Origin of the sequence: Streptomyces sp. NPDC050738 (genome assembly GCF_040654175.1) — a bacterium.
Taxonomy (GTDB): domain Bacteria; phylum Actinomycetota; class Actinomycetes; order Streptomycetales; family Streptomycetaceae; genus Streptomyces.
The window spans coordinates 14,679-39,948 of sequence record NZ_JBFAHN010000001.1 but is presented as its reverse complement, the minus strand read 5'-3'; the positions used below and the strand labels follow the sequence as shown (position 1 = coordinate 39,948).

At 69.4% G+C, this 25,270-nt stretch carries 25 protein-coding genes; 12 read left to right on the top strand and 13 right to left on the bottom strand.

Going from position 1 to position 25,270, the window contains the following annotated elements:
- The 7 genes from nadC (at position 1) to AB0H78_RS00165 (ending at position 4,530) form a co-directional block, all read left to right on the top strand.
- Positions 1-990, top strand: a complete 990-nt coding sequence (nadC, locus tag AB0H78_RS00195; protein WP_363231898.1) for a carboxylating nicotinate-nucleotide diphosphorylase — start codon at positions 1-3, stop codon at positions 988-990.
- On the top strand, positions 990-1,802 hold the full coding sequence (locus tag AB0H78_RS00190; protein ID WP_363231897.1) for a type III pantothenate kinase: 813 nt from the start codon (positions 990-992) through the stop codon (positions 1,800-1,802). Before nadC ends, AB0H78_RS00190 begins: the two co-directional genes overlap by 1 nt.
- Positions 1,803-2,063: 261 nt before the next feature.
- Positions 2,064-2,657: a hypothetical protein gene (locus AB0H78_RS00185; RefSeq protein WP_363232680.1), complete on the top strand. Its 594-nt coding sequence runs from the start codon at positions 2,064-2,066 to the stop codon at positions 2,655-2,657.
- A 175-nt stretch (positions 2,658-2,832) separates the two neighbouring features.
- Positions 2,833-3,009, top strand: coding sequence for a hypothetical protein (locus tag AB0H78_RS00180; RefSeq protein WP_363231896.1), 177 nt, complete (start codon positions 2,833-2,835; stop codon positions 3,007-3,009).
- A gap of 111 nt (positions 3,010-3,120) precedes the next feature.
- On the top strand, positions 3,121-3,519 hold the full coding sequence (locus AB0H78_RS00175; RefSeq protein WP_363232679.1) for a BlaI/MecI/CopY family transcriptional regulator: 399 nt from the start codon (positions 3,121-3,123) through the stop codon (positions 3,517-3,519).
- 9 nt (positions 3,520-3,528) lie between these two features.
- Positions 3,529-4,053: an amino-acid N-acetyltransferase gene (locus tag AB0H78_RS00170; RefSeq protein WP_363231895.1), complete on the top strand. Its 525-nt coding sequence runs from the start codon at positions 3,529-3,531 to the stop codon at positions 4,051-4,053.
- A gap of 144 nt (positions 4,054-4,197) precedes the next feature.
- Positions 4,198-4,530 carry an Lsr2 family protein gene (locus AB0H78_RS00165; RefSeq protein ID WP_363231894.1) on the top strand — a complete coding sequence of 111 codons (333 nt, stop codon included), beginning with the start codon at positions 4,198-4,200 and terminating at the stop codon, positions 4,528-4,530.
- On the opposite strand, the gene AB0H78_RS00160 is transcribed toward AB0H78_RS00165, so the two are convergent.
- On the bottom strand, positions 4,509-5,060 hold the full coding sequence (locus tag AB0H78_RS00160; protein ID WP_363231893.1) for an SCO3374 family protein: 552 nt from the start codon (positions 5,058-5,060) through the stop codon (positions 4,509-4,511). The two genes, AB0H78_RS00165 and AB0H78_RS00160, sit on opposite strands and share 22 nt — an antisense overlap.
- 436 nt (positions 5,061-5,496) lie before the next feature.
- Here AB0H78_RS00160 and AB0H78_RS00155 point away from each other — a divergent pair, with 436 nt between their 5' ends.
- Positions 5,497-8,022, top strand: a complete 2,526-nt coding sequence (locus tag AB0H78_RS00155; protein WP_363231892.1) for an ATP-dependent Clp protease ATP-binding subunit — start codon at positions 5,497-5,499, stop codon at positions 8,020-8,022.
- A gap of 78 nt (positions 8,023-8,100) precedes the next feature.
- Here AB0H78_RS00155 and AB0H78_RS00150 read toward each other — a convergent pair whose 3' ends face one another.
- Complete coding sequence (locus AB0H78_RS00150) at positions 8,101-8,934, bottom strand: alpha/beta hydrolase (RefSeq protein ID WP_363231891.1); 834 nt, start codon at positions 8,932-8,934, stop codon at positions 8,101-8,103.
- Between the two features lie 94 nt (positions 8,935-9,028).
- On the bottom strand, positions 9,029-12,082 hold the full coding sequence (locus AB0H78_RS00145; RefSeq protein ID WP_363231890.1) for an NACHT domain-containing protein: 3,054 nt from the start codon (positions 12,080-12,082) through the stop codon (positions 9,029-9,031).
- A 400-nt stretch (positions 12,083-12,482) separates the two neighbouring features.
- Here AB0H78_RS00145 and AB0H78_RS00140 point away from each other — a divergent pair, with 400 nt between their 5' ends.
- Entirely contained in the window at positions 12,483-13,199 is a 717-nt protein-coding gene (locus AB0H78_RS00140; protein ID WP_363231889.1) for a M23 family metallopeptidase, read from the top strand.
- Here the strand turns inward: AB0H78_RS00140 and AB0H78_RS00135 are convergent.
- Positions 13,189-13,764, bottom strand: coding sequence for a helix-turn-helix domain-containing protein (locus tag AB0H78_RS00135; protein WP_363231888.1), 576 nt, complete (start codon positions 13,762-13,764; stop codon positions 13,189-13,191). The two genes, AB0H78_RS00140 and AB0H78_RS00135, sit on opposite strands and share 11 nt — an antisense overlap.
- A gap of 106 nt (positions 13,765-13,870) precedes the next feature.
- Between AB0H78_RS00135 and AB0H78_RS00130 the strand changes: the two genes are divergently transcribed.
- A complete protein-coding gene (locus tag AB0H78_RS00130; protein WP_363231887.1) occupies positions 13,871-15,451 on the top strand; it encodes an MDR family MFS transporter in 1,581 nt (526 codons plus the stop codon).
- A gap of 86 nt (positions 15,452-15,537) precedes the next feature.
- On the opposite strand, the gene AB0H78_RS00125 is transcribed toward AB0H78_RS00130, so the two are convergent.
- Both AB0H78_RS00125 and AB0H78_RS00120 read right to left on the bottom strand, forming a co-directional pair.
- A complete protein-coding gene (locus AB0H78_RS00125; protein ID WP_363231886.1) occupies positions 15,538-16,716 on the bottom strand; it encodes a low temperature requirement protein A in 1,179 nt (392 codons plus the stop codon).
- Positions 16,713-17,441 carry an SDR family oxidoreductase gene (locus AB0H78_RS00120; protein WP_363231885.1) on the bottom strand — a complete coding sequence of 243 codons (729 nt, stop codon included), beginning with the start codon at positions 17,439-17,441 and terminating at the stop codon, positions 16,713-16,715. The genes AB0H78_RS00125 and AB0H78_RS00120 overlap by 4 nt, the downstream gene beginning before the upstream one ends.
- A gap of 89 nt (positions 17,442-17,530) precedes the next feature.
- Here AB0H78_RS00120 and AB0H78_RS00115 point away from each other — a divergent pair, with 89 nt between their 5' ends.
- On the top strand, positions 17,531-18,106 hold the full coding sequence (locus AB0H78_RS00115) for a TetR/AcrR family transcriptional regulator (RefSeq protein ID WP_363231884.1): 576 nt from the start codon (positions 17,531-17,533) through the stop codon (positions 18,104-18,106).
- Here the strand turns inward: AB0H78_RS00115 and cseC are convergent.
- The 6 genes from cseC to AB0H78_RS00085 all read right to left on the bottom strand — a co-directional run bounded on the left by cseC (position 18,103) and on the right by AB0H78_RS00085 (position 23,082).
- Positions 18,103-19,416, bottom strand: coding sequence for a two-component system sensor histidine kinase CseC (gene cseC / locus AB0H78_RS00110; protein ID WP_363231883.1), 1,314 nt, complete (start codon positions 19,414-19,416; stop codon positions 18,103-18,105). The two genes, AB0H78_RS00115 and cseC, sit on opposite strands and share 4 nt — an antisense overlap.
- A 10-nt stretch (positions 19,417-19,426) precedes the next feature.
- Positions 19,427-20,128, bottom strand: coding sequence for a two-component system response regulator CseB (cseB, locus tag AB0H78_RS00105; protein WP_363231882.1), 702 nt, complete (start codon positions 20,126-20,128; stop codon positions 19,427-19,429).
- Positions 20,129-20,144: 16 nt separating this feature from the next.
- Complete coding sequence (locus AB0H78_RS00100) at positions 20,145-20,813, bottom strand: hypothetical protein (RefSeq protein ID WP_363231881.1); 669 nt, start codon at positions 20,811-20,813, stop codon at positions 20,145-20,147.
- On the bottom strand, positions 20,801-21,361 hold the full coding sequence (locus AB0H78_RS00095; RefSeq protein ID WP_363231880.1) for a SigE family RNA polymerase sigma factor: 561 nt from the start codon (positions 21,359-21,361) through the stop codon (positions 20,801-20,803). Before AB0H78_RS00095 ends, AB0H78_RS00100 begins: the two co-directional genes overlap by 13 nt.
- 142 nt (positions 21,362-21,503) lie before the next feature.
- Positions 21,504-22,436 (bottom strand): A/G-specific adenine glycosylase, encoded by a 933-nt coding sequence (locus tag AB0H78_RS00090; RefSeq protein ID WP_363231879.1) that lies wholly within the window; start codon positions 22,434-22,436, stop codon positions 21,504-21,506.
- 16 nt (positions 22,437-22,452) lie between these two features.
- A complete protein-coding gene (locus tag AB0H78_RS00085) occupies positions 22,453-23,082 on the bottom strand; it encodes a phosphatase PAP2 family protein (protein ID WP_363231878.1) in 630 nt (209 codons plus the stop codon).
- A 173-nt stretch (positions 23,083-23,255) separates the two neighbouring features.
- Between AB0H78_RS00085 and AB0H78_RS00080 the strand changes: the two genes are divergently transcribed.
- Positions 23,256-24,056, top strand: coding sequence for a hypothetical protein (locus AB0H78_RS00080; RefSeq protein ID WP_363232678.1), 801 nt, complete (start codon positions 23,256-23,258; stop codon positions 24,054-24,056).
- A gap of 61 nt (positions 24,057-24,117) precedes the next feature.
- On the opposite strand, the gene disA is transcribed toward AB0H78_RS00080, so the two are convergent.
- Entirely contained in the window at positions 24,118-25,245 is a 1,128-nt protein-coding gene (gene disA, locus AB0H78_RS00075; RefSeq protein WP_363231876.1) for a DNA integrity scanning diadenylate cyclase DisA, read from the bottom strand.
- Positions 25,246-25,270 lie beyond the last annotated feature (25 nt).

Sequence of the window (25,270 nt, the reverse complement as noted above, 5' to 3'; positions counted from 1 at the left end):
GTGAGCACCCCCGACCTCCCCCTCGTTTCGACCGGCTGCGGCGACGGCTGCGGCTGCGGTGACGGCGAGGGCCAAGACCCCGAAGCCCTCGAATGCGGCCTCGACCCCGACCTCGCCCAGCTCCTCGAAGACGCGGGCCTCGACCCGGTGGAGGTCGAGACGATTGCGCACGTCGCGCTCGGCGAGGACCTGGAGCACGGCGAGGACGTCACCACGGTCGCCACGGTCCCCGAAGAGGCCGTCGCGACAGGCGACTTCACGGCCCGTGAGGCAGGAACCGTCGCCGGCATCCACATCGCCGAAGCGGTCCTCTCGGTCGTCTGCACGGACGCCTTCGAGGTCGAGCGCCACGTGGAGGACGGCGACCGCATCGAAGCAGGCCAGAAGCTGCTCTCGGTCACGACCCGCACCCGCGACCTGCTCACCGCGGAGCGCAGCGCCCTCAACATCCTCTGCCGCCTCTCCGGCATCGCGACCGCCACGCGCGCGTGGGCGGACGCCCTGGAAGGCACCAAGGCGAAGGTCCGCGACACCCGCAAGACGACCCCGGGCCTGCGCGCCCTGGAGAAGTACGCGGTCCGCTGCGGCGGCGGCGTCAACCACCGCATGTCCCTCTCGGACGCGGCCCTGGTCAAGGACAACCACGTGGTGGCGGCGGGCGGTGTGGCCGAGGCCTTCAAGCTCGTACGGGCAAGCTTCCCCGACCTCGCCATCGAGGTGGAGGTCGACACCATCGCCCAGATCACCGAAGTCCTGGACGCCGGCGCGGACTTGATCCTCCTGGACAACTTCACCCCGGCCCAGACGGCCGAGGCGGTCGCCCTGGTGAAGGGCCGCGCCGCCCTGGAGTCCTCCGGCCGCCTCACGCTCGACACGGCACGCGCGTACGCCGAGACGGGCGTCGACTACCTGGCGGTGGGCGCCCTCACGCACTCCTCCCCGATCCTGGACATCGGCCTGGACCTGCGCGACGCAGAGGCGAGCGTCTGATGCTGCTCACCATCGACGTGGGCAACACCCACACCGTCCTCGGCCTCTTCGACGGCGAGGAGATCGTCGAGCACTGGCGCATCTCCACCGACGCCCGCCGCACCGCGGACGAACTCGCGGTGCTGCTCCAGGGCCTGATGGGCATGCACCCGCTGCTCGGCGACGAACTGGGCGACGGCATCGAGGGCATCGCGATCTGCTCCACCGTCCCCTCGGTCCTCCACGAGCTCCGCGAGGTCACCCGCCGCTACTACGGAGACGTCCCCGCGGTCCTGGTTGAGCCCGGCATCAAAACCGGCGTCCCGATCCTCATGGACAACCCGAAGGAGGTCGGCGCGGACCGCATCATCAACGCGGTGGCGGCGGTCGACCTCTACGGCGGCCCGGCGATCGTCGTCGACTTCGGTACGGCGACGACCTTCGACGCGGTCTCGGCACGCGGCGAGTACGCGGGCGGGGTCATCGCCCCCGGCATCGAGATCTCGGTCGAGGCCCTCGGAGTCAAGGGCGCCCAGCTCCGCAAGATCGAACTGGCCCGCCCCCGCAGTGTCATCGGCAAGAACACGGTCGAGGCGATGCAGTCCGGCATCGTGTACGGATTCGCCGGCCAGGTGGACGGCGTCGTGGCGCGCATGGCCCGCGAACTGGTGGGCCCGGAGGGCGACCCGGACGACGTCACGGTGATCGCAACGGGCGGCCTGGCCCCGATCATCCTGGGCGAGGCATCGGTCATCGACGAACACGAACCGTGGCTGACGCTGATCGGCCTGCGCCTGGTGTACGAGCGAAACGTCTCGCGGTTTTCCGCCTAAACCGGCGGCGCTCTCGCGGAGGTGGTTGGCGCAGGTCGGGGTTGCTCAATGGCCGCTTGCGGCCCGTTCGACTGCGACACCGGCAAGATCCAGCCCGGGCCCCACGGGGTCTGGGGCGCAGCCCCAGTTTCGGGAAGGGGCGGGGTTGGGGAAAAGCCCCCGCCCCACCCCAGCCGCGCCGAAGAAATCCCATTAAGACGATTTCCGCATAAAGGGGCATATCGTCACCCCATGCCCACGCCATACGGTTCCCGCGGCGGCATGGCGTTCAGCGCAGACGAACTGCGCGTCCTCCGCCGCGCCCTCGCCATCGCACTCAATCCCACCGCCCCGGTCGCAGACGACGAGCAACAGGACTGCCTGCGCCTCGCCGACTCCGTGGACGACGCGATCCACGAGGCCGGCCGACTCCGCAGCTTCCTGCTCGCCGACCTGGCCCGCTACCGCGACGCCCTGCCCGGCTCGGCCCCCGGCTACACCGAGCTCCTCCAGGACGCCCTGGCCGCCGGCTACGACCCCCGCCCCGAAGACCTCGCGGCCCTGCGCGCCCTGCGCGGTACGCCGACCGGCGCGGTCCTGCTCCGCCGCTGCCAGGCCCTGGCCGAGCAGTCGGTACGGGCCCGCCTGGCCGCCCGCACAGCGACCCGCACCGCGGTCCGCGTCCCCACCACTCCCGCTCCCCGCACCCGCCTGCTCGCCCTCCCCGGCGGCCGCGCGGCGGACGAGCCGAAGAAGCCGTCGGACCCGCCGCCCGCCAAGCCCCCGATCCCGCTCCGCCCGGCGCCCAAGCCCTCCGACGTCTTCCCGCCCAAGCGCCGTCCCGTCCCCCCGCCTCAACAGCTCGCCGCCGGCTAGGGGGGGGTCGGTCGCGCGGTGAGGCCGGGCTCGCGGGGTCTGGCACGCACATCTGCGGCGTTGTCGTCGGTCACCAACGCTCCGCGTTGCCTCCCTCCTCCGCCTTGCAGCTGCACGCACCAGACCCCGCGAGCCCGGCCTCACCGCGCGACCGACCCCCGGCTACTCTGTCCGTATGGACTACGTTTCCGCGCTTGTGCCCCCCGTGGTGATGGCGGCCTTCTTCATCGGCCTGGTCGTGACGATCGTCAAGAGCCAGGGCGGACCGAACAAGGCCAAGGAAGACGCGGCTGTGGACGCGGCACTGGCCCGCGCCGAGTCCGTACAACAGACACCCAAGGTCGCCGACTGACCGAAGCACCTGCATCAAGGGCGTATGGCTTTCCGGCCGTACGCCCTTTTTTGCTGCGTAAATAACCAGCCATTCATGACATCTCCGAACTTCTCCCACTATGGTGCTTCTGTGCCCCGTCAATTGGGAGAGCTGGAAGACGCCGTCATGACCCGCGTCTGGCAGTGGAACCGTCCGGTCACCGTCCGGGAAGTCCTGGAAGACCTTCAACAGGAACGGTCCATCGCCTACACCACCGTCATGACCGTAATGGACAATCTCCATCAGAAGGGCTGGGTGCGCAGGGAAGTAGACGGCAGGGCCTATCGGTATATGGCGGTCTCGACCCGCGCCGCCTACTCGGCCGCACTGATGAACGAGGCCTGGTCCACCAGCGACAACCTGGCGGCCGCGCTCGTGGCGTTCTTCGGCATGATGTCGCAGGAGCAGCGCGAGGCCCTGAGGGACGCCATTCGCGTCGTAGAAGGCGATGCCAACCGCGATGAGCAGGCGCAGACCGCGGAACGATAGCGTCTGCGTATGCCACCAGGTACGCCAGCAAAAGCCGTCACAGTACGCAGGGCCAGGACGAGCGATGTGCCCGCGGTTCGCCGTCTCCTCGATGCGTACGTACGCGACCGGATCCTCCTCGACAAAGCAACGGTGACGCTTTACGAGTCCCTCCAGGAGTTCTGGGTCGCGGAACGGGACGACGATGCGAAGGTCGTCGGTTGCGGCGCGCTCCATGTCATGTGGGAAGACCTTGCCGAAGTGCGCACTCTCGCCGTGGACGGCGAGTTCCGGGGTGCCGGAGTGGGGCACCAGGTGCTGGACAAGTTGTTGCAGACCGCCCGCTGGCTCGGGGTGCGGCGGGTATTCTGCCTGACCTTCGAAGTCGATTTTTTCGCGAAGCACGGCTTCACGGAGATCGGTGAGACTCCGGTCGACAGCGATGTCTACGCCGAGCTGCTGCGTTCCTATGACGAGGGAGTCGCGGAGTTCCTCGGTCTCGAACGAGTGAAGCCGAACACCTTGGGCAACAGCCGGATGCTTCTGCACCTGTGATCGCCGGAACGGACCGTAGCCCTATGTCCGAATCGCGTACGTTTCCCGTGTTCCCGCGCTCCTGAACCTTCGACAGGGGTTTGTGTTTTCCTGGGAAAAGCGGTTTCCTTTCCGCGTACTGCATTTTCGATGAAAGGAAATCCGGTGGCACAGAAGGTTCAGGTCCTTCTTGTCGACGACCTCGACGGCGTCGAGGCGGACGAGACGGTGACGTTCGCGCTGGACGGCAAGACCTACGAGATCGACCTCACCACCGCCAACGCGGACAAGCTCCGTGGCCTCCTCGAGGAGTACACCAAGGCCGGCCGGCGTACCGGTGGCCGTGGCGTGGGCCGCGGTAAGGCTCGTATCGCCGTCGGTGGCAACAAGGACACCGCCGAGATCCGCGCATGGGCGAAGGCGAATGGCCATGACGTGAATGACCGCGGCCGTGTGCCCGCGACCGTTCGCGAGGCTTACGAGCAGGCCAACGGCTGACTTTTCGTACGGCCGACATGGTCCGCACGGTGAGCAGCAACCGCACCACGCAACAACCGGGCCCGGTGGCATTCCGTCGCCGCCGTGTCCACGAGCCGTACCAGGTCGGGAGCGCCCCCACGCTCCTTGCCCGCGGTGACTCCGGCGAACCCGCGGAAAGCGGGCAGTGTCGGCTCCACCTCGTACCCCGGCTCGGGGGGTCGCAGCCACACGGCGGCCCCCCGCGAGCCAGGCCATGAGGGCGGTACGGGGGCGGTGATCCGCCCGCCCGTGCCGAGGGCGGTCAGGTCCAGCAGGACCGAGCCCCACTCCAGCCAGTCGAGCAGCCCCGGCAGCTCATCGGCGCTTCCCGCCCCCACCAGGAACTGCATCCGCCGCTCCCGCACCAGGGCCACCGGACCGGTCACGGGCAGCCGCCGCAGCACCGCGTACCCCGCGTCGGCCGGCAGCTCCAGGACGTCGAACGCGCACCAGGGCGCGACGTCCTCGTCTTCGAGCGGCGAGCGCGGGTGCGGGAGGGGGTAGGCCATGTCAGGAGCAACGCCAGGGAACGCACGGGAGTTACGCTGTGTGGATGTGCGGCTGCGTTCCGTTGATGCAGCAGGGGCGTACAGGAGCATTCGGCGGCGCAAGGTTGTTCGCCCGTAGCTGAGGGAACCGGCGTGCGCCGCATGGAGTGTCAGTGATTGCGGGTAAGACATTCCTAGTGGGAAGGGGCGACACGTTGCCCGGGCCGTCTCGCGTTCGCCATCGGCGTAGTGGAGACAGGGGTATCTGCCTGGCCTGCGGGAACATCGTCTCGCACCATCGGGTTGGAGCAGTTGTCGGCTGTTCGGGGCAGGAGGTCCAGGACGGGTGTCGGCAGTTGGAATGAGCTGTCCCGTCCTGCGGGACTAGCATGCGGAAGGACATGGGGAGGGGACACGCCCCTCTCACTGGCCCGACCGCTCTGAGGAGCGATTAACGATGTTCGAGAGGTTCACCGACCGCGCGCGGCGGGTTGTCGTCCTGGCTCAGGAAGAAGCCCGGATGCTCAACCACAACTACATCGGCACCGAGCACATCCTCCTGGGCCTTATCCACGAGGGTGAGGGTGTCGCCGCTAAGGCCCTGGAGAGCCTCGGGATTTCGCTCGAGGCGGTTCGCCAGCAGGTGGAGGAGATCATCGGTCAGGGCCAGCAGGCCCCGTCCGGTCACATCCCCTTCACCCCTCGTGCCAAGAAGGTCCTGGAGCTCTCGCTCCGGGAGGCTCTTCAGCTCGGCCACAACTACATCGGTACGGAGCACATCCTGCTCGGCCTGATTCGCGAGGGTGAGGGCGTCGCCGCCCAGGTCCTCGTGAAGCTGGGCGCCGATCTGAACCGGGTCAGGCAGCAGGTCATCCAGCTGCTCTCCGGTTACCAGGGCAAGGAGACCGCCGCAGCAGGCGGTCCCGCCGAGGGCACGCCCTCGACCTCGCTCGTCCTGGACCAGTTCGGCCGCAACCTCACCCAGGCTGCCCGCGAATCCAAGCTCGACCCGGTCATCGGGCGCGAGAAGGAGATCGAGCGGGTCATGCAGGTGCTGTCGCGCCGTACCAAGAACAACCCGGTCCTCATCGGCGAGCCCGGCGTCGGCAAGACGGCGGTCGTCGAAGGACTGGCGCAGGCCATCGTCAAGGGCGAGGTGCCCGAGACCCTCAAGGACAAGCACCTCTACACCCTGGACCTCGGCGCGCTCGTCGCAGGCTCCCGCTACCGCGGTGACTTCGAGGAGCGCCTGAAGAAGGTCCTCAAGGAGATCCGCACCCGCGGCGACATCATCCTGTTCATCGACGAGCTCCACACCCTGGTGGGTGCGGGTGCCGCCGAGGGCGCGATCGATGCGGCTTCGATCCTGAAGCCGATGCTCGCCCGTGGTGAGCTCCAGACGATCGGCGCCACGACGCTGGACGAGTACCGCAAGCACCTTGAGAAGGACGCGGCTCTCGAGCGCCGCTTCCAGCCGATCCAGGTGGCGGAGCCTTCCCTCCCGCACACCATCGAGATCCTCAAGGGCCTGCGCGACCGGTACGAGGCCCACCACCGCGTCTCCATCACGGACGAGGCACTCGTCCAGGCGGCGACGCTCGCGGACCGGTACATCTCGGACCGCTTCCTCCCGGACAAGGCGATCGACCTGATCGACGAGGCCGGCTCCAGGATGCGCATCCGCCGGATGACCGCGCCGCCGGACCTCCGCGAGTTCGACGAGAAGATCGCGAACGTCCGCCGCGACAAGGAGTCGGCCATCGACTCCCAGGACTTCGAGAAGGCAGCTTCCCTCCGCGACAAGGAGAAGCAGCTGCTGGCCGCGAAGACCAAGCGGGAGAAGGAGTGGAAGGCCGGCGACATGGACGTCGTGGCCGAGGTCGACGGCGAGCTCATCGCCGAGGTCCTCGCGACGGCGACCGGTATTCCGGTCTTCAAGCTGACCGAGGAGGAGTCCTCGCGTCTGCTGCGTATGGAAGACGAGCTGCACAAGCGCGTCATCGGCCAGAAGGACGCCGTCAAGGCGCTCTCCAAGGCCATCCGCCGTACGCGCGCCGGTCTCAAGGACCCGAAGCGCCCCGGTGGCTCGTTCATCTTCGCCGGTCCGTCCGGTGTGGGTAAGACCGAGCTCTCCAAGGCCCTCGCGGAATTCCTCTTCGGCGACGAGGACGCACTGATCTCCCTCGACATGTCGGAGTTCAGCGAGAAGCACACGGTTTCCCGTCTCTTCGGTTCTCCCCCCGGTTACGTGGGTTACGAAGAGGGCGGCCAGCTCACCGAGAAGGTGCGCCGGAAGCCGTTCTCGGTCGTCCTCTTCGACGAGGTCGAAAAGGCCCACCCCGACATCTTCAATTCCCTGCTCCAGATTCTGGAAGACGGTCGCCTGACCGACTCCCAGGGCCGGGTCGTGGACTTCAAGAACACGGTCATCATCATGACGACCAACCTCGGGACCAGGGACATCTCGAAGGGCTTCAACCTGGGCTTCGCGGCCCTGGGCGACACGAAGTCCAACTACGAGCGGATGAAGAACAAGGTCTCGGACGAGCTCAAGCAGCACTTCCGTCCCGAGTTCCTCAACCGTGTGGACGACGTCGTCGTCTTCCCGCAGCTGACGCAGGACGACATCCTCGAGATCGTCGACCTGATGGTCGGCCGCGTGGACGAGCGCCTGCGGGACCGGGACATGGGCCTCGAGCTCTCCCAGTCCGCGAAGGAGCTGCTGTCCAAGAAGGGCTACGACCCCGTGATGGGCGCGCGTCCGCTGCGACGCACGATCCAGCGCGAGATCGAGGACACGCTCTCGGAGAAGATCCTCTTCGGCGAGCTGCGCCCCGGTCACATCGTGGTCGTGGACACGGAGGGCGAGGGCGAGACCAAGACCTTCACCTTCCGCGGCGAGGAGAAGGCGGCACTGCCCGACGCCCCGCCGATCGAGCAGGCGGCAGGCGGCGCCGGCCCGAACATGACGAAGGACGCGTAGCTCTTACGCGTACAGCGGTACGGAGCGGCCCCGGAACCCATCGGTTCCGGGGCCGCTCCGCGTGTGCAGGCTGCCGCCTCAGGCGGTGATGAACTCCCGCAGGTCGGCGTTGAGCCGGTCCGCGTGCGTGGTCATGAGGCCGTGGCCGGCGTGCTCGTACACCTTGAAGCCGGCGCCCGGGATCAGGGCGGCGGCGCGGCGGCCGGTGAGGTCGATGGGGGCGGATGCGTCGTCGGTGCCGTGGACGACGAGCGCGGGGATGGTGATCTTCGCCAGTTCCGGGGCGACGTTCAGGGTCACGATGAGGTCGTTGAGAGCGTTTCCGGCGCGCGCGGTGGCCACGGCGCACTTGTCGATCGCATAGCGGAGGTGTCCGGGGGAGACCTGGTTCTCCGGGAACTGCAGCGCGAAGAACCCCTCGGCCCCGCCGTTGAAGAACGCCATCCGGTCGCGCCGGAAAGCCTCGTTTCCGGCCTCGACGAGTGCGGGGTCGACACCGTCGGGGTGGTCGACGGAGCGTGCGGGTCCGGGTGTCATGCCGCAGACGAGGGCTATACGGGAGACGCGCCCCGCGCTGCCGTGCCGGGTGAGGTAGCGGACGGCCTCGGCGGTGCCGAGGGAGTGGCCGACCAGGGTGATGCCGGTGAGGTCGAGGTGGTCGACGAGCGCCCCGATGTCGTCGGCGAGCGTGTCGAGGTCGAAGCCGCCCCAGACGTCGTCGGACCTGCCGTGCCCGCGCCGGTCGAGGCCCACGCAGCGGTAGCCCTCGGCGGCGAGGGGGAGCATCTGGTGCTCCCACATCTCCGTACCGAAGTAGGAGCTGTTGATGAAGAGGACGGTGCGCCCGGTGGCCGGTCCGTAGTCGACGTAGTGGAGGCGGGTGCCGTCGGTGGTGGTCTCGAAGTACGGCATGGTGGTGGGTCCTTCCCCGTGGTCGGTGGGTGCGGATTCATCGTGCCGGGGGGAGGCGGGCGGCGCGATTACCTCTGAGGGAAGGGGAGTTCGGTCAGTAGTAGCGGCGTGTGAGGTCGACGGTGACGGTCGCGTCGGGGAAGAGGCGTACGTACGGATCCTTGTCGACGGAGTGAGCTGGGATGAGGATGACCGTACGGACGTTGGGGAAGAGGGCGGGCAGGGCGGAGAGGTCCTCGGTTCCGGCGAACTGGGGCAGGCACAGCTCCTCGACCCCGGGGAGGGGGCGGGCGCTTCCCGTCGCGGGCAGCATCCTGCTGTTGAGATTCAGGCGGTTGAGCGAGGGCAGGGCCGCCACTTCGGCCCAGTCCCCGGCGTCGAGGGACCCCGGCTCGGGCCCGATGCTCAGCGTCTTGAGCGTGGGCCAGCGGCCGAGCCCGCGCAGGCCGGTGGTGGTGAGCGAGTCACGTCCGAGGAACAGGAACTCCAGGGGGGCCGCGGCCGGGAGGGCGGACAGGTCGTTGCCGGGCAGGGGCCCGGAGAGGCCGATACTGGAGAGACCGCTGAGCCTGTCGAGCCCTCTGAAGCCTCCGAGCTCAGGCAGGGGGCCGAGACTCAGGCTGTCGAGCGACTCCATCTCCGCCAAGGGGGAGAGGTCCGACACCGGGCAGCCCTGGATCTGCAGATATCCGAGCCGGTGGAGATGGGTGAAGTGGCCGAGATCCGCCATGTCGGGGAACTCGGCGAGGTCGAGATGGGTGAGGACGTCCGCGTCCAGCACGGACAGGGCGTCCGGCAGGGAGAGGAACTCGCCGCTCAGGCTGAGCAGCGGGCGCGGGCCCATCCTGCGCAGTGCGTGCAGCCTGTCGGGGGCGTTGATCGTGAGGAAGAGGTCCTCGGCATCGAGATGGGCGATCACCTCGTCCGCGTACACCTCTGTGTCGAACCGGTGCCAGGTGCCCACGAGTTGGCGGCGTACGTGCTCACTCGGATGTGAGCGGAATCGCCGCAGCACGGGCAGCGCCGCATCCGTGGCGACCCGGGACGCGGTGACGGTCACCGCCCAGGCCTCGTCGTCCGTGAGCCCTTCCGGGCCCGGCAGCAGTCCCAGCACCAGCGGGCCCGCCTCGGCGAGGGCGAGGGCCGTGGTCCTGGTGCGGGGCGGGATCAGTTCGGCGGTGCGGGACTCGACCTCGGTGCGGGTGTGCGGGTCGAGCTCCGTCGCGTGCTCCAGGCAGGCCATCGCAAGGAGGCGCAGCCGGTCGCTGGTGGTGAGGTCCGCGCGGTCGGCGACCGCCTTCAACTTGTCCAGGAGCGCCTTGCGTTCGTGCGGGCGGGCGTGGGCGACGGCCATCCGGACCACGTCCTCCCACTCATGGTCGGATGCGTGGCTCGCCAGGACGTCGAGGTGACCGTCCTCCACGGCGGCGCGGGCGCCCAGGTAGTCCAGGAAGGTGCGGTGGACGAAGTCGACGGTGCCGGGGCCCGGTTGACGCAGCAGGCCGCTGCGCAGGAGCAGGTGGTGCAGGACCGCCCGGGCGTCCGCGGTGCTGGGGGTGATCGTGATCGACGGGAGAGCGCGGGCGATGAGGGACTCGGCCGTGGACTCGTCCATCTCCGTGCGGCCGCTGAGGATCAGTGCGTACGCGATGCGCTGGAGCAGGGCGAGCCGGGCGGCCTCGGTCGTCTCGACGTCGTCGGGCACTCCCAGGCCGCGCTCCAGGTCGCGGCGGGTGAGGAGCATGGCGAGGGCCGCGTCGTACAACTGCTTGCGGTCCTGCGGGAGATAGCCGCGGCGCTCGCGGTGGAGGGCGCAGATCAGGCCGCACATCAGGGGGTTGGTGGCTAGACGGGCCAAGTCGGGCTTGGAGCGCAGGGCGTTGAGCAGGTCGGTTTCGTAGGTTCCGGCGTCGGCCGCCTTGTGCCAGCGGTGCACGAAGGCTGCCACATCGGTGCTGAGCATCGGGGTGAGGGCCAGTTCGCGGAAGCCCTCGAGCCAGTCCGGGCGTACGGCGGTGGGGCGGGTGGTGACCAGCCAGTGGTTGCCGGGGAAGGCTTCGGTGAGGTCGGTGAGCCAGTTTTTGGTACGGGTGCGGTCGGGGCCGGGGATCTCGTCGAGGCCGTCGACCATGACCAGCGCGCGGCCGGACCGCAGCACGCGCTCGGACCAGCCGTCCGGCGGGGTGTGCGGGCAGCCGACGGCGGAGAGGAAACGGTCCGGCGTGGGGAGGGCGTCGGTGCGGATGAGGGTGCGCAGGGGCAGGACGAAAGGGATCCGGTTCTGGTCCGACGTGATCGCCAGCCACTGGACGAGGGTGGTCTTGCCGGAGCCGGCGTCGCCCCGCAGCAGGACACGGTCATGGTCCAGGAAGGCGTCCTCGGCGCGGAGCCGGACCCGGCCGGGGGCGAGCGGCTCGTCGGCGGCTCCCGTGGTGCGGCGGTCGGCGCCCGTGGCCTCCAGGCTCAGATACGCCGCGTCCAGCGGCCAGCGCTCGGGTGAGTCGCGCAGATCGATGCCGTAAATGGTGAGCGTGTTGTGCTTCTGGGCGATGTGTTCGAGATAGCGGCGCTCGAAAGCCGCGTCAGCAGAGCCCGGCAGCGGATTGCGGGCGATCAACTCATCGACCCGGGCTATGAGTTCGCCCTGGCGCCGGCTCTGGGCCACCAGCGTCGCGGGGATGAATGTCGAGCGCTGCGTGAAGAAGTTCAGGACGTGCAGACAGGCGGTCTCCAGGAGGCGTTCGTAGAAGTACGTGGCGTCCGCGGAGAGTTGGCGTTCCGGGGAGTCGGCCGCCCGGCGCAGTTCGCGTGCCAGGGCCGCGTGGCCCAGTTCCACGGCGGCCACATCGCTGAGGGTGAGGTCGCCCAGGGCGTAGAGGGTGGTGGTGAGGGCGTCGACCACCGCCCATTCCTCGTCGGCGGGGGCGGGGCGTACTTCCGTACGGAAGGCCTCCTTGACCAGCGCCGCCGCCAGATCGTGCATGTCGTTGCCGTTCAGGGTGCGTTTCTCGCCCTTGAAGGAGACGTACGAGGCGATGCGGACGGGCCTGTCGACCAGGCCTGCGCCCGGGCCCTCCGCCTGGAAGAGCTTCTTGATGAGCGGGCTGGCCACGCTCGACGCGATGCGCATGACTACGGGATCCACCACGTCGCGAAAGCGTAGTAAAGGTTCAGGGTCTTTGGTCCCGAAACGGACAGGCTTCGGACCCACCGGCGGTGACAAGGCGCACAGGGCTTTTGAGGCCTACTAGGCGCGATAGGAGATCCGGTTGGGGTGGATTCGGGACTTTCGGGTCGGGGGCGGTCGGGCCTTTGGTCCTTCGGGGGTAAAGCCGGGCGTGGGCAGGGAACGAGCTTGGGTTAAACCTGATTCCGGGGATGGGTTTCCTGGGGGCCGCAGGGGCTGGCAAGAGGATTATTTCCCTGGGACTTGCTACGGCCTTTGTTCGTAGGTGGGCGATTTGGGCCGGTCTGGGGGGCCGCGTTACCAAGGGATGGTTCCACCCGGCCCGAGTGGCCGGGACCCCCCTGAGTTCGGAGTCATCTGTATGTCTAAGCGCGCCTCTTCCCACATAGCCAACCGCTCCATGCGTCGTGGAGTCGCTGCCGTCGTGGCAGCCGGTCTCGGTGCGACGGTGCTGTTCGGTGCGGGGACGGCGCTCGCTGCGGACAACGACACGATCCTCGCGGGCACCTCCACCGCGGCCACCGCGCTCGACAAGCAGGCCAGCACCCAGTCCACGGCCGCCAAGAAGGCGGCGGACGCGGCCAAGAAGTCGGCGGACGCAGCCAAGAAGTCGGCGGACGCCAAGGCCGCGTCGGCCAAGAAGCTGGCGAGCGAGTGGGTCACGCCGGTCGACAACTACACGCTCGGCTCGGACTTCGGTACCGGCGGCAGCCTGTGGTCGAGCGGTTCGCACTCGGGCCAGGACTTCGTCGTCCCGTCCGGTACGGCGGTCAAGGCCGTGCACGGCGGCACCGTGGTGAAGGCCAGCAACAACCTGGACGGCGCCGGCGACGGTTCCGCGTACGGCAACGCGATCGTGATCAAGCACGACGACAACACGTACTCGCAGTACGCGCACCTCACCTCGGCCGACGTCAAGGTCGGCCAGACCGTGACCACCGGCCAGGTCATCGGCCACTCGGGCTCCACCGGCAACTCGACGGGCCCGCACCTGCACTTCGAGATCCGTACGACGCCGAACTACGGCTCCGGCGTCAACCCCGTCACCTTCCTGCGCAACCAGGGCGTCACGGTGTGACGGTCGACATGCCTGTGTGAGCCTGGCTCATCAGCTCCGTGGCGACCTCGAGGACAGCCTTGCGCTTCTCCTCGGGGTCGCCTTTGGCGTCCTTGAGGGCGAACATGCCGGCGTGCATCGTGAAGAGCGCGCTCATGCAGCGGACCTGGTCGGCGAGCGAGGCGTCCGGGACGTTGATCAGGTCGCGCAGCGCCAGCATCCGGTCCTTGAAGTTCTCGCCGACGCTCAGCTCGCGCACCGTGCCCTGGTTCTCCTGCATGAAGCGGAAGAGAGGGGAGGCGCTGTCGAGTGCGTTGCTGTAACGGCTGAGGATCTCCTGCTTCGTCTCCAGGGTGCGGGGCTGCTCACGCGCCCAGACGATCAGCTCGTCGATCGGGGCCGTGAGGTCCCGGAAGAGGCTGATGAGGATGTCTTCCTTCGTCTTGAAGTGGTAGTAGAGCGCCGCTTTGGTGACGTCCAGTTTCTCGGCGATCTCCCGGAGCGAGGTCTTCTCGTAACCCTGCTCGGCGAAGAGTTCCAGCGCTACGTCCTGGATGCGCTGCCGGGTGTTCCCTCTGGCCATCATGGACTCCGATGCTTACTTGACGCCCGGCTAGTTACGGGTCTACCTTCCCCAGTGTAGTCAGCTTGCCGGTCGGCAAGTAAGTACCAAATGGGGAGTGGTGGGGAAGATGGCCGGGACTGCCAAAGCGGCAGATGCGATACCGGAGGCGAAGGACGGACCACAGCCGCGCAGCGTGCGCGTGGTCCTGCTCGCGCTGATGATCGCCATGCTGCTCGCGATGCTCGACAACATGATCGTGAACACCGCGATGCCGACCATCGTCGGCGAACTCGGCGGGCTCGAGCACCTGTCCTGGGTCGTCACGGCCTACACGCTGGCCACCGCCGCATCCACCCCGATCTGGGGCAAGCTCGGCGACATGTACGGGCGCAAGGGTGCCTTCCTCACCTCCATCGTGATCTTCCTCGCCGGGTCCGCGCTCAGCGGCATGGCGCAGGACATGGGCCAGCTGATCGGCTTCCGTGCCATTCAGGGGCTCGGCGCCGGTGGCCTGATGGTCGGCGTGATGGCGATCATCGGTGACCTGATTCCGCCGCGTGAGCGTGGCAAGTACCAGGGCATGATGGCCGGGATCATGGCGCTCGCCATGATCGGCGGACCGCTGGTCGGCGGGACCATCACCGACCACCTCGGCTGGCGCTGGGCCTTCTACATCAACCTCCCGCTCGGCGCGGTCGCGCTGGCGATGGTCACCGCCGTACTCCACCTGCCGAAGAAGCGGGCGCGCGGGCGGATCGACTATCTGGGCACGGCGCTGCTCACGGTCGGGATCACCTCCATCGTGCTGGTCACGACCTGGGGCGGTTCGCAGTACGAGTGGGGCTCCGCGATCATCATGGAGCTGATCTTCCTCGGCGTCGCCTCGATCGTCGGCTTCCTTTTCTGGGAGACCAAGGCCGCCGAGCCGGTCGTGCCGCTGCACATCTTCCGCAGCCGCAACTTCTCGGTGATGTCGGTCATCGGCTTCCTGACCGGCTTCGTGATGTTCGGCGCGATGCTCTTCCTGCCGCTCTACCAGCAGTCCGTGCAGGGTGCGTCGGCGACCAACTCCGGTCTGCTGCTGATGCCGATGCTGCTCGCGATGATGGCCGTCTCGCTGGTCGCGGGCCGGGTCACCACCAGCACCGGCAAGTACAAGATCTTCCCGATTGCGGGCGGCGCGCTCATGACGGTGGGCCTGTACCTGCTGTCGACGATGGACGTGTCGACCTCGCGGTTGATGACCGGCGTCTACATGGCGGTGCTGGGCGCCGGCATGGGCTTCCTGATGCAGATCACGATGCTGGTCGCGCAGAACAGCGTGGAGATGAAGGACATGGGTGTGGGTTCCTCCACGACCACCCTCTTCCGTACGCTCGGATCGTCCTTCGGCGTCGCGATCATGGGCGCGCTCTTCACCAGCCGGGTCAACGACGAGATGGTCTCCCGCCTCGGCAAGGCCGCGGCCGAGATGCCGGCGCAGTTGGACGCGGCGCACCTGGCGAAGCTGCCGGCCCCGGCGCGCGAGGCGTACCAGTACGCGGTCTCCTCCGGTGTCCACGCCGGATTCCTGCTGGGCGCGTGCATCGCGGTGGCGGTCTTCGTGGCGGCGTTCTTCGTCAAGGAGGTCGCGCTGCGGGGGGCCGGTACCCCGAAGGCCGACGCTCCGAAGGACACGGCGGCGGAGCTCGCGGTCGAGTCGGTCTGATCCCCGCTCCCCACCACCCTGTCGACGGCCCCGGTGCATCCGCACCGGGGCCGTTGCCCGTGGTGCGGTCCTCCACCGAGAAGGACTCAAGGGGTCGCGGCGAGACGGCGGCGGTGGCCGGGGGTCTCGGCCGCCACCGATGCCGCCACGAGAGCGGCGAGGATGGCCAGCAGGACGGGGGTCGGCAGGCGGGTGCCCAGCGGGAGCAGGGCGAGGGCGAGGAGGGCCGTGGTCACGCGGATCGCGACGACCGGGTCGCGCAGGCCGGTGAAGGCGGACCGTACGGCTGAGGTGGCGAGGAGGAAGAGGGCCACGCCGCCGAGGATGCAGGCCGCCGAGGCGAGGGACATGTGCCCGGCGGGGTCGGCTATCGCCGTGGAGAGCGCTCCGCCGGTCACGGCCAGGCCCAGCTGCACCGGCAGGTGGCCGAAGACGTAGGCGTGCAACAGGAGGGGGTTCCGGGCGAGTTGGGCGTGGGCGCCGGGGCGGGTGCCGCTGGCGCTGAAGTACGACCACCACAGGCTGGCGCAGAGCGCGAAGGCCGCCGCGGCGCCGACCGCCGCCTGGGGGGCGGTGCGGGCGTGGATCAGGCCGTTGGTGAAGCCGAGCACCGCTTCGCCGAGCACGATGATGGTGAACAGGCCGAAGCGCTCCCGCAGATGTTCCACATGGTGGGTGGCGCGGGCGATGCGCCGTCCGGAGAGCAGCGGCATGAGCAGGTCCGTGGCCATCCCGGCCGCCCAGGCCCCGTAGCGGAGCGGACCCGGCGCGAAGGCGAGGCCGCCCGCCCACAGGACGGCGGAGCCCGCCGAGCCCATCGCGAACGACCGGAGGAGCGGGGCGAGTTGGGTGTCGGTGCGGGACTCCCACGCGTACAGCGCCGCGACACCCGCGCGGGCGCAGAGATAGGAGAGGACGAAACCGGCGTCGGCGCCGGGGGAGTGCCCCACCCCGCCGATGAAGACGGCGAGGCCGCAGACCGCGGCCAGACCGCACATGGTGAGCAGCCGGTGCGCGGTGTTGTCGCGGTCCGCGCGGTTGGCCCGTACGGCATAGAGCACCCAGGTCCACCACAGGGGGACGAACAGGGCGGTGGCCGCGGCCACCGCCCCGCCCGTGGGGTGTTCGCCGATGCGGTGGGTCACCTGGCCGACGGCTGCGACGAAGACGAGGTCTCCGAAGAGCTCGAACCAGGTGGCACGGCGCTCAGTTGGGGTCTCGGTGAGGACCTCGGCGGGTCTCTCTGCGGGGGATTCGGTGGTCACCGGCCCGACGGTAGGTTCGTGCCGCCCGTGACGTCCAGCACGGTGCCGGTGATGAATCCGTTGCGCGCGAGCATGTGGATGGCCGCCGCGACCTCTTCGGCCCGGCCGACTCGGCCCACCGGGGTGGTCGCCGCGAGCCCGTCGAACAACTCCTTGCGCTGCTCGGCCGGTACGGCGTCCCACCAGGCGGTGTCGATGACGCCGGGGGAGACCGCGTTGAACCGCCGGGGGGCGAGTTCGACGGCGAGCGGCGGCACCATGGCCTCCAGTGCGCCGTTGATGGCGGCGAGCCCGACCGTGCCGGGGAAGGCGGCGCGTGCGGAACCCGCGGTCACCAGCGTCACCGATCCGTCGGCGGCGAGGTGGGGGAGTGCGGCCTGCAGGATGTGGACGTACGGCCAGAACTTGCCGTCGAAACCGGCTGCGAGATGGGCCGGGTCGAGCGTCGCGAAAGGCCCGCTGCCCGCCGAGCCGCTGACCGCGATGACCAGGTGGTCGACCGTCTGGGACTGCCCGAAGAAGGCGGCGATCTGCGCCGGGTCGGACGCGTCGAGGCGGTGCGCCGAGGTCTTGCCGCCGATCCGGGCGAGGGCGGCATCGAGCTTTTCCTGGCTGCGCCCGGTGATGACCACCTCGGCGCCCTCGGCCGCGAAGAGCGTGGCGGTGGCCTCGCCGATTCCGGAGCTGCCACCCATGACGACCACGCTTAAGACGCTTGCAGACATGATTTCCTGCCCTTTGCTGTTGACGAGACTTATGTTCTCGACAAGAGTGTTGCTCGAACCGCCGGTCTCGTCAAGGGAGTTGAAGCGAAATGAGCGCAACGGAGCGGCCGCACACCGGTCGTAAACGCAATGAGCTGGTACGGAGCGCGATCCTCGACGGCGCCCTGCGGCTGCTGGCGGGGGCGGAGGGCGGCGCGGTCACCGTCGACGCCATCGCGCGCGAGGCGGGCGTGGGCAAGCAGACGATCTACCGGTGGTGGCCGTCGAAGGGGGCCGTGCTCCTGGACGCGCTGACCGACCGCGCCGAGGAGTCCGTACCACCGCCCGACAGCGGCTCGCTGGGCGCGGACCTCGCCGCCGTCGTCACCGCGACGTTCGCGGCCGCGCAGCACCCGCAGACCGCGCCCGCACTGCGCACGCTCGTACGGGAGGCGGCGAACGACCCCCAACTGGCCGAGCTGATGCAGGAGTTCACCGGAGCGCGGCGCGCCGCACTGCAGCAGGTCCTCGCCCGGGGCCGGGAGCGCGGCGAGCTGCCCGACGACGCGGACCTCGATCTCATCGTCGACCAGGTCTACGGCGTCTTCTGGTACCGCTTCCTGCTCGGCCACGCGCCGCTGACACGGGACGTGGCGGAGAGGCTTGCGCGGGGCCTGGTGGGCTAGGAAGCGGGGATGTTCTTGCGCAGCACCGGATAGCTGCCCGTGTTCGTCGGCGCGTGCTCCGGCAGCCACAGCACCGCGATCGCACCGCCGGTGATCTTCGCCCCTTCGGGCGCCGCGTTACGGAAGGTGAGCCGCGCCCCCAGCACCTTCGCCTGCCCGGCGGCGATGGTCAGCCCCAGGCCGTGTCCCTGCCCGGCCCGGTCGCTCGATCCCGTACGGAACCGGCTCGGCCCCTCCCGCAGCAGATCCTCGGGGAACCCGGGCCCGTGATCCCGCACCCGTACGACCCGCCCCTCGACCGTGACCTCGACCGGTCCCGCCCCGTGCTTGGCCGCATTGCCCAGCAGATTGCCCAGGATCCGCTCCAGCCGGCGCGGGTCGGTGTTGACCCACGACTCGTGCACCACCCGGACCTCGACCTCCGGGTCGAGCACCGTCACCCGCCGGCTGACGAACTCGCCCAGCGCGACCTCCTGCAGCTCCGCCCGCTCCGACGCGCTGTCGAGCCGCGCCACTTCCAGTACGTCCTCGACCAGCGTCCGCAGAGCCTGCGCCCGGTTGCGTACCAGCTCCGTCGGACGGCCGGGCGGCAGCAGCTCGGCCGCCGTGAGCAGACCGGTCACCGGCGTCCGCAGCTCGTGCGCGATGTCCGCGGTGACCCGCCGTTCGGCGTCCACCCGCTCCTGCAGGCTGTCGGTCAACGCGTCGACCGCGCGCGCCAGTTCATCGGTCTCGTCCCGTACGACACCACCGATCGCGTCCCGCACCCGTACGTCCCGCTGCCCCTGCGCGACCTTCCCGGCCGCCGCCGCAGCCTTCCGCAGCCGTCGCGAGAGCTGCCCGCCGATCAGCACTCCGAGCGCGCAGCCGCCTATGACGACCGAGACCGAACCGATGATCAGGGCCCGGTCGAGGTCGTTGAGCACGCCCGCGCTGTCCTGGTAGACGTTGTGCACGGAGAGCACGTCGCCGTTGGGCAGCGGGGATGCGGCCCAGACGTCCGGTGCGACGCTGTGGTGTTCGTCGACGAAGGTGGAGCGCCGGTGGGCGTTGGCCTTGGAGCGCAGCGGCTTGGGCAGCAGCGGGTCGTTGATCTTCGCCCCGCCCACCTGGGTCCGCTTGTTCGGGTCGTACAGCCGCTGCGCCCAGTCCAGGCGCCCCAGTTGGGTGTCGCGGGCGTTGTCGAGCATCGAGACGCGCGCCGCGTTGTGCACGACGAGACTGAGCGTCACCGCGACCAGCGCGCCGACGGCCGCGATCGCGATGGAGATCTTCCAGCGGACGCCGGTCCGCAGGGCGAGGTGCTTCATGGCGCAGGCCTCATGCCTTGAGCTTGTAGCCGAAGCCGCGGACGGTCTCGATCCGGTCCTGGCCGATCTTGGTGCGCAGCCGCTGGACGTGGACGTCCACGACGCGGGTGTCACCGCCCCAGCCGTAGTCCCAGACCCGCTCCAGGAGCTTGTCGCGCGACAGTACGGAGCCGGGCGCCGAGGAGAATTCGAGCAGCAGACGCATCTCGGTCGGCGTCAGCGCCACCGGATCGCCCGCCTTCCGTACCTCCATGCCCTCGGTGTCGACCTCGACATCGCCGAAGACCAGCACCCCGCGCTCGTCGGGGCCGCCCTCCTCCTGTTCGCCCGCGGCACCGCCGGCATGGCCGAAGCGGCGCAGCACGGCGCGGATACGGGCGACGAGGACGGCGCCGTCGAAGGGCTTGGTGACGTAGTCGTCGGCCCCCGCCTCCAGGCCGAGCACCACGTCGATGGAGTCGGCACGCGCGGACAGCATGATCACGGGCACGGTCGACTCGTCGCGGATACGACGGCAGAGGCTGACGCCGTCCAGGCCGGGCACCATCACGTCGAGCAGTGCGATGTCGGGGCGGTTCGCACGGAACGCCTCAAGGCCCGAGAGCCCGTCCGGCATGGCGGTGACGGTGAAGCCGTCGCGCTCCAGTGCGAGCTGGGTCGCCTCGCGGATCACATCGTCGTCCTCGACGAAGAGGACATGGGTCTCGGCCATGGGTCGGGCTGCCTTCTCAGTTGTCCGTCGTCGGAGCGCTGGTCGCCGTACCGTCTCCGTTGCTGACCGCCTTGGAGAAGTCGGTGTGCACCGAATCGGTCTCCGCGAACTTACCGCCGGACCAGTGGTAGGTGATCACGTCCTCGCTGGACGCATACCCCATCGCGTCGCCCTTGGTGTACTGCTGCTTCGTGACAACGAGGTCGCCCCGGTCGATCTCGGAGTAGACCGGGGGCTCCTCGGCCGCGAAGACGTTCTTGTACGTACCGGAGTCCTCGCGGTAGACGTACGTGGCGATCCCCATCGCATCGCTGCAGGTCATCAGGTTGACCACGACATCAGGGGTGTTGTTGCCCGTCACCTTGCCGTAGCTGACGTCGATCGGGTACTCGCGCCCGCCGCACGTCTTCAGCTCGCGCTTCACCGCGCTGCTGACCTTGGGGTCCTCCTTGAGGAGCGCGGCCGCGTCGACCCGCCTCGTGGCCTCCTTGGCCGCCGCGCCGCTGCCCGAAGCCTGCGGAACCGGACTGCGCGACTCCGTCGTCGACCGGGCCGCCCCCGCGTCCCGCGCGCCCGTGCCGTCGCTGTCGCAGCCCGCCACCAGGAGCCCGAAAGCGGCGAGCCCGGCCACTGCCGTGGTGCCCGCCGCTGCCGTGTTTCTGCTGCCAGTTCTCAGGCCGCGCACCGCTCCCGCCCCATCTCTTCCTGCTCCATCCGTCCCAGCGCCTGGTCGCTGGAGTCGATGGCCCGGCTCTCCAGCTCCTGCCGCAGACGCGCCAGCGCCCGGTGCAGTGTGGACTTCACCGTACCCGCCGACATGCCGAGCGCGGCAGCCGTCTCCTCGGTGCTCATCTGCTCCCAGTGACGCAGCACGACGACGCTGCGCTGCTTGGGCGCGAGCACCTTGAGGATGTCCATCAGCAGGGCGCGGTCGGCGCGCTGCTCGGTGCCGTCCTCGACGGACGCGTCGGGCAGCTGCTCGGTGGGCACCTCGTCGAGCTTCCGGGCACGCCACCACTCCGTACGCGTGTTGATCATGACGCGGCGCAGGTAGGCGTCGGCGAGGGACTTGTCGGCGATGCCGTCCCAGCGGCCGTACGTACGCGCCAGCGCGGTCTGCAGCAGGTCCTGTGCGTCGACCGGGTCCGGGACGAGGCGGCGGGCACTGCGCAGCAGCGCGTCCTGCCGGGTGCGTACGTACTCTTCGAACTCGAGCACCTCACCGTGCGCCATACCGAACCGCCTCCGTCGTCCCCGTGGGTGTTGCTGTGCTTCGTGGTCTGATCTCGAAGCTACGGAGGCGGTGTCACGGACTTGTCCGCACCAGCCGTCGGCGGACGCACGGCTGGCCATCGGTTATGTAACAGGTGAAGGTTTAAGTAAGTGGCAGGCGGTAAAGGCCGTCCGCCAGGGGCTCGACCAAACCATCCGAAACCAGCCCGTCCAGGGCGCGCGCCCGCTGCACGGGCTCGTTCCAGACCGCGTCGAGCTCCTGTTGCGTCACGGGCGCGACGGCCTCCCGCAACACGGCCAGGAGCTTTCCGCGGACCTGCCGGTCGGTCCCCGCGTACGTCTGCCCGCGCCGCGGCGGACCTTCGTGCGCCGGCTTCCCGGCCAGCTTCCACGCGCAGTGCGCGGCGACCGGGCAGCGGCCGCACTCCGGGCTCTTGGCGGTGCACACCAGCGCCCCGAGCTCCATCGAGGCCGCGGCCCAGTCGGCCGCCCTCGCCTCGTCCTCGGGCAGCAGGGCCCGGGCGAGCTTGCGTTCGGCGGCGGTGGTCGCGTTCGGGGGGTACTGGACGCCGGTGACCGTACGGGCGATGACCCGCCGCACATTCGTGTCCAGGACGGCATGCCGCTGCCCGTACGCGAACGAAGCCACGGCGGCGGCGGTGTACTCACCGATCCCGGGCAGCGTGAGAAGCTGTGCGTGCTGGCTGGGCACGTCTCCGCCATGCCGTTCCGTTATGGCCTGAGCGGCCCCGTGCAACCGCAGCGCGCGCCGCGGATAGCCGAGCCTGCCCCAGGCGCGGACGGCCTCGCCGGGTGCTTCGGCGGCCAGGTCGGCGGGGCGCGGCCAGCGGGCCACCCACTGTTCGTACACCGGAAGAACCCGGCTGACCGGGGTCTGCTGCAGCATGAACTCGCTGACCATCACACCCCAGGCACCCGCTTCGGGGCGGCGCCAGGGGAGATCACGGGCATTGGCCTCGAACCACGCGATGACGGGGGTGTGGAGGGCGGCGGCACTGGGCTCGGTCGGCTGCGTCTGCTGGGTCTGATCGGTCTGATCGGTGTGAGTAGTCATGGCGCTGTCGATCCTCTCAGCTCCTCCGGTGCTTGGACTTCATCCCGGGCCCCGCCCCGGCGAACCACGTCACAACGGCGGTATCGCTCGACCGCATCGTCTCCACCAGCGAGCCCACAGGCCGGGCCAGCGCCTTGGCGGCGGCGAAGGAGACCAGCGCACCGAGCAGCAGCCCCACCGCGACGTCATGCGGATAGTGCACGCCGACGAAGACCCGCGAGAAGGCCATGAGCAGCGCGAGAGGAACGGTGAACCAGCCGAGTCGCGGCACGGCCAGCGCGAGGCCGACGGCCGCGGCGCCCGCGATCGTCGCGTGGTTGGAGGGGAACGACCAGTCGCCGCTGACCGGGCAGGTGATCAGCGAGGCGGCGGCGCCGGCGACCGCGCGGCAGGGGCGCTCCTCGTCGATCATCGACTTCACCAACTCGCTGATGACGTACGCGATCGCCGTACCGACCGGCGCGAGCAGCGCCAGCGCCATGGCGCTGGAGTCGCCGCGGCGGGCACGCCACCAGACCGCGACGAAGAGGACGCCGAAGAGCAGCAGTCCGATCTCCGTCCACACCTCCATCAGTTTCTGAATCCAATGGGGTGTCGAGTGTGCGAAGTCGACGATGTCTTTGTAGAGCCAGGAATCACTGTGCATGGTGACGCACAGTATGAATCATCGCCCGGTTGTCACCACGAGCGATCGTTCGGCCGTGCCCCCGACGAAAGTTGGGGTCCGGCGAAATGATGATCCGCAAAAGTTGTCGGTACGGGCGGCGGGTGAGGCCGGAGTTGGCCCTGATCTCTCGTACAGTTGCCGCCGTGGGATCTATGCGCAATCCGGTCGGTCCGCTTCCCTCCACCATCTACTGGCGACGGAGGGCAGTAGCGGCAACTCTGGTTGCGCTGCTCGCGCTCCTGATCGCCTGGGTCGTCACCTCGGGTGGCGGCGGAGGCAAGAAGGGCAAGCCAGGGGCGGACGGCTCGCACGCCCCGTCCTCGATCACTCCCGGCCCCGCGAGTTCGGGCCCGGCGATCAGCCAAAACCCCGGCGGCCGTGACGAGTCGAGCGGCTCCGGCGGCTCAACGGGCGGCGGTGCGGATGCCGGCTCGGGCGACGCCTCGTCGGGTACGGACACGGGCGGATCCTCCGGCGGTGACGCGGCCGGCGGCGGAGCGGGCGCTTCCGGTGGCGGTGACAGCGGGGGCCAGCGTGTACCGGCGGGCTCCTCGCTCCCCGACTGCACGGCGGCTGCGGTGCAGTTGACGCTGCACAACCCCAAGAACACCTACGCACCGGGCGAGAAGCCGAAGTTCGAGCTCGTCGCGAAGAACGTGTCGGCGTCGAGCTGCAAGGTGGACTTCGGCCCGAAGGCGGCTGTGGTGACGGTCACATCGGCGGACGACAAGGTGATCTGGTCCTCGAAGGACTGCCCCAAGGACGGCGCGCTGCTGTTCCAGGTCCCGGCCAACTCCACGATCAAGCACACGGTGCAGTGGAACCGGGCCAAGTCGGCCCCCAACTGCGCGACCCCGCCGCCCGGTTCGGCCACCCCCGGTACGTACCTGATCGAGGCGAGCCTCCCCGGAATGCCGGTCCAGCGCACATCGATCGTCCTGACGAAGGACTGAGCAGGGGTCCGGGGGCCGAGCCCCCGGGATGGGGGACCGCCCGCACCGGACGCGCGCCTGCCTAGACGTACCGCTCAAGGATCGAAGACTCGGCCAGCCGCGAAAGCCCCTCGCGCACACTCCGCGCCCGAGCCTCCCCGACCCCGTCCACCGTCTGCAGATCGTCCACGCTCGCGGCCAGCAGCTTCTGCAGCCCGCCGAAGTGCTCCACGAGCCGCTCGATGATCGCCCCGGGCAGCCGCGGCACCTTCGCGAGCAGCCGGTACCCGCGCGGCGACACCGCGGAGTCCAGTGTCTCGGGAGACCCGCTGTAGCCCAATGCCCTCGCCACGATGGGGAGTTCCAGGAGCTCGGAGTGGCTCAGCGCGTCCAGCTCGGTGAGCGCCTCCGCCACGGTCCGCGACCGCTTGGCCGTCGGCTCCGGTACGTAATCCCGCACCACCAGCTCCCGCTCGGGCTCCACGCCCGCGATCAACTCGTCGAGCTGCAGCGCCAGCAGACGACCGTCGGTCCCCAGCTCCACCACATACTCGGCGATCTCCGTCGCGATCCGCCGCACCATCTCCAGCCGCTGCGCGACCGCGGTGACGTCCCGCACGGTCACGAGGTCCTCGATCTCCAGCGCCGAAAGCGTGCCCGCGACTTCGTCCAGCCGGAGCTTGTACCGCTCCAGGGTGGCCAGCGCCTGGTTCGCCCGCGACAGGATCGCCGCCGACTCCTCCAGGACCCGGCGCTCCCCGTCCACGTACAACGCGATGAGCCGCATCGACTGCGACACGGACACCACAGGGAACCCGCACTGCTTGGAGACCCGGTCCGCGGTCCGGTGCCGGGTCCCCGTCTCCTCGGTGTGAATCGAAGCGTCGGGGACCAGCTGGACACCCGCCCGCAGAATCTTGGTGATGTCTTTGTCGACGATGAGCGCGCCGTCGAGCTTGCACAGCTCGCGCAGGCGCGTCGCGGTGAACTCGACGTCCAGCACGAAGCCGCCGGTGCACATCGACTCGACCGTCTTGTCCATGCCGAGGACGATCAGTCCGCCGGTGTTGCCGCGGAGGATGCGCTCCAGGCCGTCACGCAGGGCCATTCCGGGCGCCACGGCGCTCAGTGAGGCGCGCATCAGCGCTTCGATACCGGAGGAGCTCCCGCCGGACTTTCCGGACGCCGATGCCCGGTCGTTGGCTGCCACTGCACTCCTCCGGCTCGTACGGATG

Coding starts and splice junctions, on each gene's coding strand:
- AB0H78_RS00130 (WP_363231887.1), top strand. CDS start 13,871: ATGGCCGGGACTGCCAAAGCGGCAGATGCGATACCGGAGGCGAAGGAC.
- AB0H78_RS00190 (WP_363231897.1), top strand. CDS start 990: ATGCTGCTCACCATCGACGTGGGCAACACCCACACCGTCCTCGGCCTC.
- AB0H78_RS00095 (WP_363231880.1), bottom strand. CDS start 21,361: ATGGCGCACGGTGAGGTGCTCGAGTTCGAAGAGTACGTACGCACCCGG.
- AB0H78_RS00115 (WP_363231884.1), top strand. CDS start 17,531: ATGAGCGCAACGGAGCGGCCGCACACCGGTCGTAAACGCAATGAGCTG.
- AB0H78_RS00160 (WP_363231893.1), bottom strand. CDS start 5,060: ATGGCCTACCCCCTCCCGCACCCGCGCTCGCCGCTCGAAGACGAGGAC.
- AB0H78_RS00180 (WP_363231896.1), top strand. CDS start 2,833: ATGGACTACGTTTCCGCGCTTGTGCCCCCCGTGGTGATGGCGGCCTTC.
- AB0H78_RS00140 (WP_363231889.1), top strand. CDS start 12,483: ATGTCTAAGCGCGCCTCTTCCCACATAGCCAACCGCTCCATGCGTCGT.
- AB0H78_RS00080 (WP_363232678.1), top strand. CDS start 23,256: ATGCGCAATCCGGTCGGTCCGCTTCCCTCCACCATCTACTGGCGACGG.
- AB0H78_RS00170 (WP_363231895.1), top strand. CDS start 3,529: ATGCCACCAGGTACGCCAGCAAAAGCCGTCACAGTACGCAGGGCCAGG.
- AB0H78_RS00155 (WP_363231892.1), top strand. CDS start 5,497: ATGTTCGAGAGGTTCACCGACCGCGCGCGGCGGGTTGTCGTCCTGGCT.
- AB0H78_RS00120 (WP_363231885.1), bottom strand. CDS start 17,441: ATGTCTGCAAGCGTCTTAAGCGTGGTCGTCATGGGTGGCAGCTCCGGA.
- AB0H78_RS00135 (WP_363231888.1), bottom strand. CDS start 13,764: ATGATGGCCAGAGGGAACACCCGGCAGCGCATCCAGGACGTAGCGCTG.
- cseB (WP_363231882.1), bottom strand. CDS start 20,128: ATGGCCGAGACCCATGTCCTCTTCGTCGAGGACGACGATGTGATCCGC.
- AB0H78_RS00185 (WP_363232680.1), top strand. CDS start 2,064: ATGGCGTTCAGCGCAGACGAACTGCGCGTCCTCCGCCGCGCCCTCGCC.
- AB0H78_RS00085 (WP_363231878.1), bottom strand. CDS start 23,082: ATGCACAGTGATTCCTGGCTCTACAAAGACATCGTCGACTTCGCACAC.
- AB0H78_RS00150 (WP_363231891.1), bottom strand. CDS start 8,934: ATGCCGTACTTCGAGACCACCACCGACGGCACCCGCCTCCACTACGTC.
- cseC (WP_363231883.1), bottom strand. CDS start 19,416: ATGAAGCACCTCGCCCTGCGGACCGGCGTCCGCTGGAAGATCTCCATC.
- AB0H78_RS00090 (WP_363231879.1), bottom strand. CDS start 22,436: ATGACTACTCACACCGATCAGACCGATCAGACCCAGCAGACGCAGCCG.